Annotated in this window: 14 protein-coding genes; all 14 read right to left on the bottom strand. The window is 41.6% G+C overall.

All coding sequences use genetic code 11. The features are described from left to right. Window positions 1–110 precede the first annotated feature (110 nt). The 14 genes from rodA to tig all read right to left on the bottom strand — a co-directional run bounded on the left by rodA (window position 111) and on the right by tig (window position 15273). Window positions 111–1256, bottom strand: coding sequence for a rod shape-determining protein RodA (gene rodA / locus B1s21122_RS01835; RefSeq protein ID WP_095680916.1), 1146 nt, complete (start codon window positions 1254–1256; stop codon window positions 111–113). Further along, entirely contained in the window at window positions 1253–3373 is a 2121-nt protein-coding gene (gene mrdA, locus B1s21122_RS01830) for a penicillin-binding protein 2 (RefSeq protein ID WP_095680917.1), read from the bottom strand. Before mrdA ends, rodA begins: the two co-directional genes overlap by 4 nt. Beyond that, window positions 3370–3891, bottom strand: coding sequence for a rod shape-determining protein MreD (locus B1s21122_RS01825; RefSeq protein WP_095680918.1), 522 nt, complete (start codon window positions 3889–3891; stop codon window positions 3370–3372). Before B1s21122_RS01825 ends, mrdA begins: the two co-directional genes overlap by 4 nt. Before the next feature lie 5 nt (window positions 3892–3896). Then, on the bottom strand, window positions 3897–4811 hold the full coding sequence (gene mreC / locus B1s21122_RS01820) for a rod shape-determining protein MreC (protein WP_095680919.1): 915 nt from the start codon (window positions 4809–4811) through the stop codon (window positions 3897–3899). A gap of 23 nt (window positions 4812–4834) precedes the next feature. Continuing rightward, on the bottom strand, window positions 4835–5875 hold the full coding sequence (locus tag B1s21122_RS01815; protein ID WP_095680920.1) for a rod shape-determining protein: 1041 nt from the start codon (window positions 5873–5875) through the stop codon (window positions 4835–4837). 36 nt (window positions 5876–5911) lie between these two features. Further along, complete coding sequence (ndk, locus tag B1s21122_RS01810; RefSeq protein ID WP_095680921.1) at window positions 5912–6331, bottom strand: nucleoside-diphosphate kinase; 420 nt, start codon at window positions 6329–6331, stop codon at window positions 5912–5914. A gap of 36 nt (window positions 6332–6367) precedes the next feature. Next, complete coding sequence (locus B1s21122_RS01805; RefSeq protein ID WP_095680922.1) at window positions 6368–6715, bottom strand: DUF4233 domain-containing protein; 348 nt, start codon at window positions 6713–6715, stop codon at window positions 6368–6370. A gap of 2 nt (window positions 6716–6717) precedes the next feature. Beyond that, complete coding sequence (locus tag B1s21122_RS01800) at window positions 6718–8064, bottom strand: bifunctional folylpolyglutamate synthase/dihydrofolate synthase (RefSeq protein WP_095680923.1); 1347 nt, start codon at window positions 8062–8064, stop codon at window positions 6718–6720. Next, window positions 8065–10662: a valine--tRNA ligase gene (locus B1s21122_RS01795; RefSeq protein WP_095680924.1), complete on the bottom strand. Its 2598-nt coding sequence runs from the start codon at window positions 10660–10662 to the stop codon at window positions 8065–8067. Between the two features lie 12 nt (window positions 10663–10674). After that, complete coding sequence (gene clpX, locus B1s21122_RS01790; RefSeq protein WP_095680925.1) at window positions 10675–11973, bottom strand: ATP-dependent Clp protease ATP-binding subunit ClpX; 1299 nt, start codon at window positions 11971–11973, stop codon at window positions 10675–10677. A 106-nt stretch (window positions 11974–12079) separates the two neighbouring features. Continuing rightward, complete coding sequence (locus B1s21122_RS01785; RefSeq protein WP_095680926.1) at window positions 12080–12607, bottom strand: TIGR00645 family protein; 528 nt, start codon at window positions 12605–12607, stop codon at window positions 12080–12082. Between the two features lie 14 nt (window positions 12608–12621). Beyond that, entirely contained in the window at window positions 12622–13260 is a 639-nt protein-coding gene (locus tag B1s21122_RS01780) for an ATP-dependent Clp protease proteolytic subunit (protein ID WP_095680927.1), read from the bottom strand. Continuing rightward, window positions 13257–13874: an ATP-dependent Clp protease proteolytic subunit gene (locus B1s21122_RS01775; RefSeq protein ID WP_095680928.1), complete on the bottom strand. Its 618-nt coding sequence runs from the start codon at window positions 13872–13874 to the stop codon at window positions 13257–13259. Before B1s21122_RS01775 ends, B1s21122_RS01780 begins: the two co-directional genes overlap by 4 nt. Window positions 13875–13983: 109 nt before the next feature. Further along, entirely contained in the window at window positions 13984–15273 is a 1290-nt protein-coding gene (gene tig / locus B1s21122_RS01770) for a trigger factor (protein WP_095680929.1), read from the bottom strand. Between the last annotated feature and the right edge of the window lie 8 nt (window positions 15274–15281).

The following is a 15281-nucleotide window of genomic DNA, read 5'->3' as shown; positions in this document are numbered from 1 at the left end:
TAAAAATATCGACGCTATCGCGGCGTTGGATCTTTATCCTCGCGCTGATTGCGTGGTGTAAGTATCGCAGAAAGGCGGTGGAACTGCCAACTAAGCGCAAATTAAGCGTGTTATCGGCTTCTTGCGTGGACGTTTTGAAGTAGACCAACACCAATTAAATTAGCAAACATTGATGATCCACCATAGGATAAAAATGGTAATGGCACACCAGTCATTGGCATTAATCCCATTGTCATACCGATATTTTCAAAGGTCTGAAATGCAAACCAAGCTATAACACCAATACAAACTAATCTGCCAAATAAATCACTACTGCGCCGGCAGATTGCAAATGCCCTAATAAAGAAGAGCATATAGAGGAATAAAATTATCGAGCAGCCAACAAAGCCCAACTCCTCCCCTGCAACTGTGAAAATAAAGTCTGTTTGCTGTTCTGGCACAAATCGACCATTTGTTTGCGGACCTTCAAATAAACCCTTGCCCAATAATCCACCAGAACCAATAGTGATTCTTGATTGTCGCAATTGATAGCCGGTTGCTTGCGGATCAGCAGATGGATCAACAAAAGATTGCAAACGTGCTACTTGGTATGAACTAACTGCGCCAGTTTGTACTGCCGCAAATACACCCACAATTGCAGCAAGTAAAAGACCAATTACCCACCTGGCAGGAGCACCTGATGCGCCAATCATTGCCACAACAGCAGCTGAAATGATTAATACAGTTCCAAGATCTGGTTGCGCCACAATTAACAAAATAGGAACTGCTGCAATTGCTAAGGCTTTTACAACATCAAGATCTGTTGGATCTTTATCACTTTGCTCGCGATCTGCCAGGATCATTGCCATTCCAACAATAATTGCAATCTTTGCTAATTCAGCAGGCTGTAATTGAAATCCACCAGGCAGGGAGATCCAAGCTCTAGCGCCATTTATCTCTGATCCAAGTCCTGGGATTAATACAATTATTAAACCAAGCACAGCTGCTAACCAAAGGATTGGCGTGTATGCACGTAATAATCGGTAGTCAATTAAAGTTGTTCCATATGCAAGCAAGCCACCAATAATGATATTTAATGTGTGGCGCTTGAAGTAATACTCTGGATCTAATCCGTAGGAGCGAAACCACTCTCTAGTTCCGGCATAAACCAACATTGTGCCAATTAAAAGTAGGCCTACTACTGCGAAAGTAAGCAACTTATCAAAGTTGCCAAAACTGCTAGTTACAGGGCGTCGATATCTAACATTTAGACTCACTTTAATTTCACCCCGCCAACTTTTACTCCAGTTAAATCTACTTTAGCTGCCACCTTCTTTAGGTCAACCTTTGCAATTGTACTTGGCACACCATTTGGGAAGACTGCTTTTTCAGGGTTCACCTTGTTACCACTTACTCCAAACAAAGTTTCATAAATATTTCTAACGCCAAGGCCAGAAGTTGATGCACCAAATCCTCCTTGGCTAACCATCATTACAACTGCATACTGTGGATCATTTGTTGGTCCATAGGATGCAAACCATGAGGTGTCATCCTTTGCGCTGCCATTTGGGTTTTTTCCAAATACTTCTGCAGTTCCAGTTTTACCACTGATCTCAATTGGAAAACCTGAAAATACTCCAGCACCTGTTCCTCTGGTAACAACCATTCGAAGTCCGCGATGTAGAAAATCCCATGTACTTTGTTCAATCTTTATCGTATCGGCGACCTCAGGTTTAAACTCTTTAACTAATTTGCCATCTACATCAACAATTGCCCGTGCTACCTGTGGCTTGTAATAGGTTCCATTATTTGCAATTGCTGCATAAATTTGAGCAAGTCGAAGTGGTGTTACCAAAGTATCGCCTTGACCAATTGAGAAGTTAACGGCATCTCCTGCTCTTACCTTGTTTCCATCAATGCAATTCTCCCGTGCAATCTCGATTAAGTATGCAGTTAGATCTTGCTTCTTTGCTCGGTCCTTATAGTTGCAGTAGAAGTCCTTATTTTGTTCATACCAATTTTGCTTCCATTGCCGATCTGGCAATCTGCCCTTCAATTCACTTGGTAGATCAATCCCAGTTAAAAGCCCAACGCCAAAATCTTTTGCTGCTTTAAAGAAATAATCATTTGCTGAAGATTTAGGTCTTAACCCACCATCCCTAACCCATTCATCATAGGAAATCTGATACCAAAGTGAGTCACATGAGATAGCAAGACCAACATCTAATGGAATACGTCCAGCAGCAATGCTGTCGAAGTTTCTAAATGTTCGAGTTCCGATCTCAACTGAAGCTGGGCAGTTGTAACTAGTATTTAGATTGTAACCAGCAGCAGCGGCAGCAACTACTGAAACAGATTTAAATGTAGAGGCTGGTGCAAACAAACCTTGTAATGGTCTAGATAGTGCTGGCACGCCTTTTGCTTCACTAAATAAATCCTCTGCCTGCTTAACTGTTAATCCTTTTTGCCAAATTGATGGGTCATAAGTTGGGTATGAAGCCATGGCTAATACCCGGCCAGTTTTAATCTCTAGTACAACTGCAGCTCCTGAATCACCACGATATCCTGATGCACGAGCTCGCTTAACTGCGGCCTCAAGTGATTTCTCAACTCCAGCTTGGAGTTTGGCATCAATATTTGTAATTAAATTATTTCCGGCAATGGCAGAAATATTCTTGTTCTGCTTGGTAACAATCTCTTTTCTATTAACCAAAAAAGTGCGAACTCCAGGAGTACCACGCAAGTACTGGTTGTATTTAGTTTCAAGTCCAGTCTTACCAACTACCTCATTGCGGTAATAATTGATTTCAGGGTTCTTTAAATCCTCATCAGTTACAGATCCCACATAACCTAAAACATGTGCAACATTTTCACCCTCAAGGGAAGGGTAACTTCTAATCGGAACTGATTGCACCTCAACGCCAGGATAAAGATCAGCATTCTCCATAATCTTTAGTGCTAAATCTTGTGACGTTCCTCCTACTAATGGAATAGGTTGATATCTAGTTCCATTCCAGCATCCAGCACGGTTATCTCTTGGTAACTCACCACATAACCTAGTACGTTGGTAAATATCTGAGTACTCCAGTTGAAAAAGATTAGCTACCTGGGCCAAAACTTTAACGCCCTTATCTGGTTGTTTATCAATCTCAATTCGGTTGATGGAAACAACAAGTCCTGGCAGATCTACCACCATTGGTGTGCCATTGATATCTGTAATTGCTCCACGAACAGCTGGCGTAACAACATCTCGGCTTTGAATACTTATTGCTGCATCTTGATACTTGCCACTTTCTAGTACTTGTAAATAGAAAAGTCTTCCAAATAAGGCAAACATCAAAGAGAAAACTAAGGTTTGAAAGATGATTAAGTTAATTCTAGATCTAAGGCTCATGCACGCTCTCGATTACTAAGTAATGCAGTTCTGGCCTTAATTATTAGCGGTAGGAACAGTGGTGTTATTAGGAAGCTCCAAAGAGTGTTTGCAAAGATAATTGATATGGCATGAGTGAAGGTGCCACTTTCTTGTCCAAGCATCGCGCCAATTACAAGGAATAAAAGTAGCGAAAGCGCTGAAGCTAAGCTGATAAAGACTAAAAATATTATTGGAGAATCGGTGAAATCACCAATACTTTCCTTATTAACTGAGAATAGATATCCAATCGCAGTTAACACCAATGCCCACTGCCCAAAAGGAGTATCAGCTGCGGCCGACAAATCCATGATTAAGCCACCAATAAAACCAAAGACTAAGGCGCCGTTTCTATCCTCTAGCGACAGCAGCACCATTAATGCAGCTAGATATAAGGAGAAGCCATCAATTGGAAAATTGATACGAGAAACTACCGTTTCTTGAAGTAAGAAAATTACAAACAAGAAAATGCTGGTATTTAAAACTCTAATCCTGCTCATACTGATTACTTACTTGCAGATGGGCTTGGTGTAGGAGTAATGAAAACTGTAACTGTTGGCGCAGGTTTTGGAATCAATGAATCTCGTGGGTCCTGCTTGGGAGCTGAAACTACAACTGCGACCACACCAATTCGATCTAAATTGCTTAAGCCTTCAACATCAGCATTTTGAGTAATAGATGAAGCATTACTTTGTACAGAAGTTACAGTTCCAACTGGCACGCCTGGCACAAATGGGCGGCCACCTTCACTGCCTCTAGCAACTAAAACATCGCCAACTTTTATCTCACCAGTTGCATCTAATAATTGAAGTAAATACTTATTTCCGCCTTGCCCAGAAACTACGCCAATTCCTTGTGTGCCAGCAATTCGAACACCGATTTTAAATGTTGGATCACTCATTAACAACACAATGGAGCTATTTGCGTTAACACTCTTTACTACTCCAACTAAACCACCATCAGAAATTACCGTCATATTTTTTGAAACACCATCACTGCTTCCAACATCAATTGTGACGGTCTGTTTAAATGTTGCCGATGATCCTCGATTAATTACCTTAGCCGCTACTACTTTGTATCCACCACGGCCTGCTAAATCTAAAACATTTTTTAATTGGCTTAGCTGTCCTACTAGATCCTCATCTAGAACCTCTTTGGATTTAAGTAAATCCACCTCTTTTTCTAACTGCTTAATTTTGGATTTGGATTGCCCGAAATTGCGAAAATCTGAAGCAAAGTTTCCAATTGGTGAAAATAACTTTGAGAAGAGATTTTCAACTGGTGAAAATACAGTGGCAACACCGGACCTAATCGAACCGGCAAGGTTTACACCACGTAGATCTAAGGTAATAAGAAAAAGGGATGAAACTAGTAAGAGAATTAGTAGCAGCCGCGAACGATTACCGCCGCCTCTAGCCACAAATAAACTCCCTTACAAATTAATTAACGACGTGGTTCAGAGATTAAAACCTTCTCCAAGGCTTCAAACTCTTCAATACATTTTCCAGAACCTTCAGCCACTGCTTGCAATGGACGCTCAGAAATATGAATTGGCATTCCAGTCTCATGACGTAAACGCTCATCAAGACCACGAAGTAGAGCGCCGCCGCCAGTTAGCACGATGCCACGATCCATTAAATCACTCGCTAGCTCAGGTGGTGTTTTATCTAATGTGTTCTTCACAGCATTAACAATTGCTGCCACCGGCTCCTCAAGTGCCTTTCGGATATCAGCTGATGTAACCAAAATGGTCTTTGGTAATCCAGTAGCTAAGTCACGACCACGAATTTCTGCATCCGGCTCACCTGGAAGTGGAAATGCTGATCCAATTGCCATCTTGATTTCCTCAGCGGTGCGCTCACCTAGAAGTAGTGAGTACTCGCGCTTTACCCAGTTAATAATTGATTGATCTAACTCATCGCCACCAACACGAATTGAAAGTGCTGCAACTATTCCACCGAGAGAAATAACAGCAACCTCAGTTGTTCCGCCACCAATATCAACCACCATGTTTCCAGTTGGCTCATGAATTGGTAGATCAGCACCAATTGCTGCTGCCATTGGCTCCTCAATTATGTAAACCTTACGAGCACCAGCTGCATAACCAGCATCCTTAACCGCTCTTTGTTCAACACCGGTAATTCCAGATGGAACGCAAACAACAATTCTTGGCTTTGCTAAGTAGCGCCTCTTGTGAACTTTTTGAATAAAGTACTTAAGCATTCGCTCAGTTGTATCAAAATCTGCAATCACACCATCTTTAAGAGGGCGAATTGCCACAATGTTTCCTGGTGTTCTACCAATCATTCGCTTAGCCTCTAAACCAACTGCCAGAATTGCACCAGTATCTTGATTGACTGCAACTACAGAGGGCTCATTTAGCACAATGCCTCGACCGCGCACATAAACCAAAGTGTTAGCTGTGCCAAGATCTACCGCCATATCGCGACCAATCCAAGACATCCGATTAGTTCCTTTAGCCATTTGCGCTTCTCCTTCTTACCTCTTGTTAGTTACTTCTTAGTTGCCGAAAAAAATCTTAATTTCACGTTGGGCTGATTCAACTGAATCTGAGCCGTGCACAATATTTTGCACAACCTTTGTTCCCATGTCCCTTGCTAAATCCCCTCGAATAGTGCCAGCTTCGGCAACTGTTGGATCTGTCGCCCCTGCCATCTTTCTAAATCCTTCAATTACTCGCTCACCTTGCGCAATCATTGCCACGATCGGACCTGATTGCATAAATTCAAGTAGCGGTTCATAAAAAGGTTTACCTTCATGCTCGGCATAATGCTTTGCAAGAAGAGCTCGATCTGCAGTTAACATTTTTAAGTTGGTAACTACATAACCTTTGCGTTCAATGCGAGCAATAACTTCGCCAACCAAACCACGCTTTACGCCATCTGGTTTAATCAAAATTAATGTTTGCTCTGAACTCACTTTCTTATTCTACGCACCTTTGGCTCAGGCTGAAAATTATGGCTGTTTTGACCCATCTTTATCCGACTGCGCGATTAATCTCGCCTTTATCGCCTCACCCCGGCGGCCAAGTGAAATTGCTGCAACCCACAAAAGCAAAAATAAGCCGCCCATGTAATACATGTGCCACACAACTAAGCCATAACTAATTAAGAAGAGTTGCAAAATACTTCCCAGCAAATACCCACCCTTGCGCTTTAATGCTCCAGCAGTTAAAAAAAGAATTATTGAAAGCAGCCCACCAAGCCAGAGTTGCAGGCTGGTAGCTGACTCCTTGGCAATTAAGAGGGCAAATCCCATCAAGATCGACTCCATTGCAAGAACTGCTGCAGCCATTACTCTCATGATTACACCTTTCCAATTGAGTTAAGAATACCTCTAGCACTTCCGGCAGTTACAACAGAACCAGTTACCAATACTGCGCCAACACCCTCATTAACCTGGTTAGCCATACTTACTTTCTCAACTGCATATGTAATCGCTGCCTTTAAATCTGAGATTACCTCAATCTGCTCTGGCTTAAAGTAATTACTGGCAATCTTGGCCAACTGATCAGCAGGCATTGCCCTAGCAGATGAGTTTTGGCAAATAATTATGTAATCAAGACAAGTGGCAAGGTTTCTTAAAATTCCATCAACATCTTTATCAGATAAGACAGCAACCACACCCACTACTATTTCAAAATCAAACTCATTATTGATCGTCTTAGCTATTGCTGCTGCCCCATGTGGATTATGAGCAGCATCGATAATTACTGTTGGATCTTTATAGACAATCTCACATCTGCCAGGGGATGAAACTTTGCTAAAGGCATCCCTTACTAATTCTTGATCTAACGCAACGCTGGTGAAAGCCTCAACTGAAGCTAAGGCAAGGGCGGCGTTATTTGCTTGATGATCACCATAAAGAGGTAAAAAGATATCCTCAATATCCCCATGTAAGCCTTGTAGAGAAATCAATTGACCACCAACTGCAAGGGATCGTTTTTTAACGGCAAATTCAATACCTTCTCTAAAAGGAATTGCTGAAACCTTTGCAACCTGGGCCATTAATACTTTTGCTACTTCAGCAGTTTGCGCTGCCATAACAACATTAGATTCTGGTTTAAAAATACCTGCTTTAGTTTGAGCAATCTTTTCTAAGGTATCCCCTAAATACTCCATATGATCAAAGCCAATTGGCGTCATCACAGATACTTGAGAAGCTAAAACATTTGTGGCATCCCATTGCCCACCCATCCCCGCTTCAATTACTGCAATATCAACTGGGTATTCAGCAAATGCCACAAATGCCATTGCGGTCATTGCTTCAAAGTAGGAGATTGGATGTGGCTGGCGGGAATCAATTAAATCTAAATACAAAGCAATATCTTTATAGGTTGCGATCATTTGCGCAGGGGTAATTGGTTCACCCTTAATACTGATTCGCTCAGTAAAGGATTCAAGATGTGGGGAGGTATAACGACCAACCCGATAACCAAGATTGGCTAATAATTGATCAATCATTCGAGATGTTGTGGTCTTACCATTTGTGCCAGCTAAATGAATAGATGGATATGACAACTGCGGTGAGCCTAAGGCATCAACTAAAGCTGAGATTCGATCCAAAGTTGGTTCAATCTTATTTTCAGGCCATCTTTTATTTAATGCAGCCTCAACCTGGGCTAACTCAGTAATATTTTGAAGATCACTCATTTACTTAGGAAGTTTTTCAAGCAAGGCAGTAATTCGTTCAATGTCAGATGATGTTTGCGCAAGCCGCTCTCTGATCTCAGTAACCACCTCCATTGGCGCTTTAGCCATAAACCCTTCATTATCTAATTTGATCTTGGCGGTATCACGATCTTTTTGCGCAGTTTGTAGATCCTTACTTAACCGAGCTCGCTCAGCAACCAAATCCACTGCGCCAGTTAAATCAAATTCAATTAATACTTCACCAATTTGTGTTTTAGCTGTGAAGTTATCCCCAGCCGCCTCACACTTAACTACGTATCTAATCGCCGCCTCATAATTTTCAAGACCAACCTTATTTAAGCCAGTAAATTTTGCCGCTACTTTGGCCGTGCTCTTAATTCCCTGATCATTTCTAAATCTTCTAATCTCAGTAATGATCTCTTGCATCTGCTCAACTAATTTAACTGCTTCATGATCTTGGGTGGAAAGGTTTGATTTTGGCCAATCTGAAATCATTAGCGATTGCCCATTTGTTAATGTGCACCACATTTGCTCAGTAATAAATGGCATCACTGGATGCATTAAACGAAGTAGTTGATCTAATACTTCACCTAGAACTCGCTTACTTTTTTCAGCCTCGGCCCCACCTGCGTTAAAGGTTGATTTAGAAAGCTCTAAGTACCAGTCACATAAATCATCCCAAGCAAAGTGATAGATCAACTCACATGCTTTTGCAAACTCAAATTTTTCAAATAATTCATCAGCTGATGCAACTGTTTGATCTAATCTGGTCAAAATCCAATTATCAATTGCCCCTAGATCTTTACTCTTTGGCAGCTGCCCATCAACATTGGCGCCATTTAACATCGCAAATCTTGTGGCATTCCATAACTTAGTTGCAAAATTTCTAGAACCTGCCACCCAATCTTCAGCTAATGCTTGATCAGTACCCGGATTTGCTCCTCTAGCTAATGTAAAGCGCAATGCATCCGAACCGTACTTATCCATAAATTCAATTGGATCAATGGTGTTGCCCCGGCTCTTGCTCATTTTTTTACCAAATTGATCTCTTACTAAACCATGCAAAACAATCACATCAAATGGTTGTTTGCCATCCATTGCAAATAATCCCATGATCATCATTCTGGCTACCCAGAAAAACAAAATGTCATAGCCAGTTACTAATACTGAGGTTGGATAAAACTTCTTTAAATCTTGTGTTTGATTTGGCCAACCCAAGGTTGAAAATGGCCAAAGCGCTGATGAAAACCAGGTATCTAAAACATCTGGATCTTGTGTGTAACCAGCAGGTGGTGTTTCATCCGGTCCACAAACTACAACCTCATCATTTGGTCCATAAAAAACTGGAATGCGATGGCCCCACCAAAGTTGGCGCGATATGCACCAATCATGCATGTTATCTACCCACTCAAAATATCTTGGCGACATCTGCTCTGGTTCTATCTTTACTCGCCCATCACGAACAGCATCCCCGGCAGCTTTAGCAAGGGGTGCAACCTTTACAAACCATTGCTTTGAAAGTCTTGGCTCAACAGTTGTGTCACATCTTTGGCAATGTCCAACTGCGTGAACATATGGCCGCTTTTCTGCCACAACTCTTCCTAATTTTCTAAGTTCATCAACTACCGCTTTACGGGCATCAAATCGATCCATGCCATCAAACTTTGTCCCTGTTCCTGCCATCACACCATGTTCATTCATAATAATTACTAACTCAACACCGTGGCGCATACCCATCTCAAAGTCATTTGGATCATGCGCGGCGGTCACCTTAACTGCGCCTGTTCCAAAATCTGGATCTACCAACTCATCAGCAATAATTGGAATCATTCGATCAACTAGTGGCAGAAGCACTTTCTTGCCAACTAAATGCTTATATCGCTCATCATTTGGATTAACCGCAACTGCGCCATCACCTAACATGGTTTCAGCTCTAGTGGTGGCAACGGTGATATTCACATCATCATCACCATATTTAATTGAAACAAACTCACCTGAATCATCTTTATGCTCAACTTCGATATCAGAGAGTGCGGTTAAACATCTTGGACACCAATTAATGATTCGCTCTGCTCGATAAATCAAACCCTTGTCATATAACTGTTTAAAGATTGTTAACACCGCTTTGCTTAAATTTGCATCCATTGTGAATGCTTCACGATCCCAATCAACTGAATCACCAAGTCGCTTCATTTGATCTAAAATCGCACCGCCAGACTCTGCCTTCCATTGCCAAACCTTTTCAATGAAAGCCTCCCGACCTAAGTCATGACGAGATTTACCTTGGGTTGCTAATTGTTTTTCCACAACATTTTGCGTTGCAATGCCTGCATGATCCATGCCCGGCAGCCATAAGGCTTCAAAGCCTTTCATTCGCTTCATGCGAATTAATAAATCTTGAATTGTGTGATCTAAGGCGTGACCAATATGTAATGAACCGGTGACATTTGGTGGCGGGATAACAATGGTAAATGGCGGTTTTTTAGAGTTTGCATCCGCTTTAAAGTAACCAGCATCTTGCCACTTCTTATATAGAGGAGCTTCTATCTCGGCAGGGGAAAATGTGGCAGCTAACTCTTTCTTTTTGTCACCACTCATAAGGGTTGAATCTTATGCGCTTTTTTCCTCAGAGCCTTTTTCACCCTTAACCGCCCGCTTTGGTCCACCGGCAGGACGTGGCACATAAGTTGGTGCTTCCTCTTTCCTAACAACTGCTGGGGTAATTATTACCTTGCCAATCTCTTTTTGACTTGGTACTTCATACATCACACCAAGCAAAGTCTCCTCCATGATGGCGCGAAGTCCACGTGCACCAGTGCCACGCTTAATTGCAAGATCTGCCACTACTTCAAGTGCTTCATTGCTAAATTCCAACTCCACCTCATCTAAATCAAAAAGTTTTTGATACTGCTTAACCAAAGCATTTTTTGGCTCAGTTAATATCTGCATCAAGGCTTTTTGATCCAAACTTTCCACACTAGTCATAATTGGCAAACGACCAATGAACTCAGGAATCATGCCAAACTTAAGTAAATCCTCTGGCATTGCATCACCGAAAATATCTGTCTTCACCACATCATCAATAGTTTGTAATTTGGCATTAAATCCAACGCCTGCTTTTCCTTTGCGGCTTTCAATAATTTTCTCCAGGCCAGAGAAGGCGCCACCAACAATAAATAAAATATTTGTAGTATCAATTTGCAAGAACTCCTGGTGTGGATGCTTACGACCACCTTGTGGTGGAACAGAGGCGGTAGTGCCCTCTAATATTTTAAGAAGTGCTTGCTGAACACCTTCACCTGAAACATCTCTAGTAATTGATGGGTTTTCAGCTTTTCTAGCCACCTTATCAATTTCATCAATATAAATAATTCCAGTCTCAGCCTTTTTAACATCAAAATCAGCAGCTTGAATAAGTTTTAGCAAAATGTTTTCTACATCTTCACCCACATAACCAGCCTCAGTTAATGCGGTGGCATCTGCGATTGCAAATGGCACATTTAACATTCTGGCCAGTGTTTGAGCAAGCAGTGTTTTTCCGCAACCAGTTGGGCCTAAAATTAAAATATTACTCTTAGATAATTCAATAGCATCTTCGCGCTTTGAATCTCCAGATTGCACCCGCTTGTAATGGTTATAAACGGCAACTGATAAAGATTTCTTAGCCTGATCCTGTCCGATCACATACTGATCTAGGAATTCAAAGATCTCTTGTGGCTTTGGTAATTCAGCAAGTCCTAAAGATGAGGTTTCATTTAACTCATCAATAATGATTTCATTACATAGATCAATACATTCATCACAGATATAAACGCCAGGACCAGCAATTAACTTCTTAACCTGCTTTTGAGTTTTGCCGCAAAAGGAACACTTCAGTAAGTCGCCACTCTCGCCAATACGTGTTGTCACCTTTTACTACTCCTGTTCAGTTGGGAAGGAGATAAGGGTAGAACGAGATGCGACTTAGGTGCTTGGAAAGTGAGCGTATATCTGTTCGCTTATAGACGAATTGAAGTTAGTAAGTGCCCTCAAACTTGCGCTTATCTGCAATCCAATCCATCAGAGCAAATAAAACACCTGAAATAACAAAGGTAATGTGAATAATGATTCGCCAAACGGTTCCCTCTGTCACCTCGGCTTGACCACTTAACTCAATAAAGTCTTTTAACAACTCAATTACTGATATAGCAACGAGTGAACCAATTAATTTAATCTTTAGACCAGAAAAATCAATGGTACCCATCCAGTGTGGTCGATCCTTTGAATCATGGGCAATATCAATACGAGATACAAAGTTTTCATAACCAGCAAAGATAACAATCAGAATCAAATTAGCTAGCAAGGTTAAATCCAACAACGCCAGCAGATCTAGTGTGAACTTATGAGCATCGGCATCGCCAACATTTTCAAGCATATGAACAAACTCAAGCGCGAAGCGATAAATCAAAAGTACTAGGGCGGCTACTAAACCAACATATAGAGGAACTAATAACCAGCGCGCCCTAAATAAAGTAATCTCAATTAAACTACTTAATTTAGACATCATTGTCTTTCAGCCTATGCTTTCGCTTTTGCCTTACGAGTAGCAAGAACTTGATCAATTAACCCGTACTCAACTGCTTCAGCTGAGGTTAAAATCTTATCTCGCTCAATATCTTTGGCAATATCTGCTTGGCTCTTCTTTGAATGACGAGCCAGCATTTCTTCAAGCAATGTGCGCATGCGCAAAATCTCTTTTGCTTGAATTTCAATATCAGAACCTTGTCCGCCACCTTCTGAATATGGTTGGTGAATCAAGATTCGAGCATGCTCTAACGCATATCTTTTTCCAGCAGCACCTCCTGCTAGTAATACAGCAGCTGCAGAAGCAGCTTGTCCAAGACAGATTGTCATTACATCTGGTCGAACGAATTGCATCGTGTCATAAATTGCAGTTAATGCGGTAAAGGATCCACCTGGAGAGTTGATATACATCATGATGTCGCGATCTGGATCCATTGATTCCAGAGTAAGTAATTGCGCCATTACATCATTTGCAACAGTGTCATCAATTGCTTGACCTAAGAAAATAATGCGCTCTTCAAACAACTTGGTATACGGGTCAAGGCGTTTGTAGCCATAACTTGTGCGCTCTTCAATAGTTGGCAGGATGTAACGAGATGTAATCTCATTTACCCTATTCATATCTGGCTTCATCGTGATGTGCCCCCGCTTCCAGATACCTGTCCAGCTGATTTAACAACATGATCAACAAATCCATACTCTTTAGCTTCAGCTGCTGTGAACCAACGGTCACGATCTGAATCTTCAGTAATAGTTTCAGCCTTTTGGCCGGTGTGAAATGATATTAACTCCGCCATGCTCTTCTTAGTAAAGCTCATTTGCTCTGCTTGAATTTTGATGTCAGATGCGGTTCCACCAATGCCACCAGATGGTTGGTGCATCATGATGCGAGCATGTGGAAGTGCGTATCTTTTTCCGGCAGTACCAGCACAAAGTAAGAATTGACCCATCGATGCTGCAAGACCCATTGCAACTGTTGCCACATCATTTTTGATGTATTGCATCGTGTCATAAATTGCCATACCCGCTGAGATCGAACCACCGGGAGAGTTAATGTAAAGATAAATATCTTTTTCTGGATCTTCAGCAGCGAGCAACAACATTTGTGCGCAAATTGCATTTGCCATTGAATCTTCCACAACTGAACCAAGGAAAATAATTCGCTCTTTTAGTAAACGTTGATAGACCTGATCATCAAGTCCGCCAGCGCCACTAGTTGCATTTCGTGGGGTAGTACTTAGCTCCACTTTTATCTCCTCGTTTGATTTTGCCTTGAAAAAATACTGTCATGACCTTAACAATCTTTTAGCAAAAATGCTTCCCCACTTAGGTGTGATCTTTGTTCGCCTTAAGCGATTATTCGCTCTTTTTCTCAGGTTCACTCTTTGGGGCAAGCGCCTCAAGATCAACTTTCTTCCCAGATTTATCAACAACCTTAACCCGGCCTAGTACTTGACCCAATGCTTTTGCTCTAGCCACTTCAGCGACCATAGTTGTTACCTGACCTGCTTGTGATACCTCTTTAATAAATTGATCTGGGGTCATGCCATAACGAGATGCAGCTCGCACTAAATACTCTGTTAACTCAGATTCATTAACTGCAACTGACTCTGCCTTAACAATTGAATCAAGTAAAAACTCTCTAGTAATTGTGGTCTTTACCTCTTCATTAACCTCGGCGCGATGTTTCTCATCTTCTAATCGCCCCTCTTTTTCCAGGTGATCATTTACTTCAGCTTCAATAATCTCAGCAGGCAGGGGAATATCAACGGATGAAATTAACTTCTCCACTAACAAGTCTCTTGCCTGAGCGCCCTGTTCCATCTCTTTTAATCTAGTTAATCTAGTTGTTAAGTCTGCTTTTAGTTCAGCAAGAGTTTCAAACTCAGATGCAAGCTTTGCAAACGCGTCATCGACAGGGGGTAGCTCTCGCTCTTTCACTGCTTTAACACTCACCTTCACACTTCCCTTTTCACCCTCTGCCATGCCAACTAATGCAGTTTCAAAACTCTTCTCTCCTCCAGTTGCAAGACCAATTAACGCTTCGTCCAATCCATCAATCATCGAAGCAGAACCAACCTCATAGGAGAGATCATTTGCTGTGCCACCATCTAATGGTTGGCCATCTTTAGTTGCAACTAAATCAATAGTTACAAAATCCCCAGTTGCAACCACTTTTTCAACTGTAGTTAAGGTGCCAAAACGAGTGCGAAGTGCCTGCACCTGCTCATCAATATCAGCCTCAGTTACTTTGACATCATCAACTTCAAGTTTGATCTCTGAAAAGTTAGGCAATGCAATATCTGGCCTAATATCTACCTCGATAGTGAAGCTGAACTTCTCATTATCTTTTAGCTCAGTAACTTCAACAGTTGGCCTACCAATAACTAATACATCATTGTCTTTAGCCGCTTGGGAGTAAAAAGTTGGAATAGCTGCGTTGATCGCCTCATCAAGAACTGCGCCTCGCCCCACCCGCTGATCAATCATCGCCGATGGCACTTTGCCTTTACGAAATCCAGGAATAGTGATTTTTTCACTTAAGCTTTTATAAGCACCATCAATATGTGGTTTTAAATCAACAAATGGAACTTCAATTGAAAGCTTTACCCGAGTTGGCGAAAGTTTCTCAACATCACTTTTCAATTACTTCA

The sequence above is a fragment of the Candidatus Nanopelagicus limnes genome (assembly GCF_002287885.2).
Taxonomy (GTDB): domain Bacteria; phylum Actinomycetota; class Actinomycetes; order Nanopelagicales; family Nanopelagicaceae; genus Nanopelagicus; species Nanopelagicus limnae.
The sequence above is the reverse complement of the archived record's forward strand: the minus strand, read 5'-3'. Positions and strand labels throughout refer to the sequence as shown.

Coding starts and splice junctions, on each gene's coding strand:
- B1s21122_RS01815 (WP_095680920.1), bottom strand. CDS start 5,875: ATGGCTAAAGGAACTAATCGGATGTCTTGGATTGGTCGCGATATGGCG.
- B1s21122_RS01795 (WP_095680924.1), bottom strand. CDS start 10,662: ATGAGTGGTGACAAAAAGAAAGAGTTAGCTGCCACATTTTCCCCTGCC.
- B1s21122_RS01805 (WP_095680922.1), bottom strand. CDS start 6,715: ATGAGAGTAATGGCTGCAGCAGTTCTTGCAATGGAGTCGATCTTGATG.
- B1s21122_RS01785 (WP_095680926.1), bottom strand. CDS start 12,607: ATGTCTAAATTAAGTAGTTTAATTGAGATTACTTTATTTAGGGCGCGC.
- B1s21122_RS01825 (WP_095680918.1), bottom strand. CDS start 3,891: ATGAGCAGGATTAGAGTTTTAAATACCAGCATTTTCTTGTTTGTAATT.
- mrdA (WP_095680917.1), bottom strand. CDS start 3,373: ATGAGCCTTAGATCTAGAATTAACTTAATCATCTTTCAAACCTTAGTT.
- B1s21122_RS01800 (WP_095680923.1), bottom strand. CDS start 8,064: ATGAGTGATCTTCAAAATATTACTGAGTTAGCCCAGGTTGAGGCTGCA.
- B1s21122_RS01780 (WP_095680927.1), bottom strand. CDS start 13,260: ATGAAGCCAGATATGAATAGGGTAAATGAGATTACATCTCGTTACATC.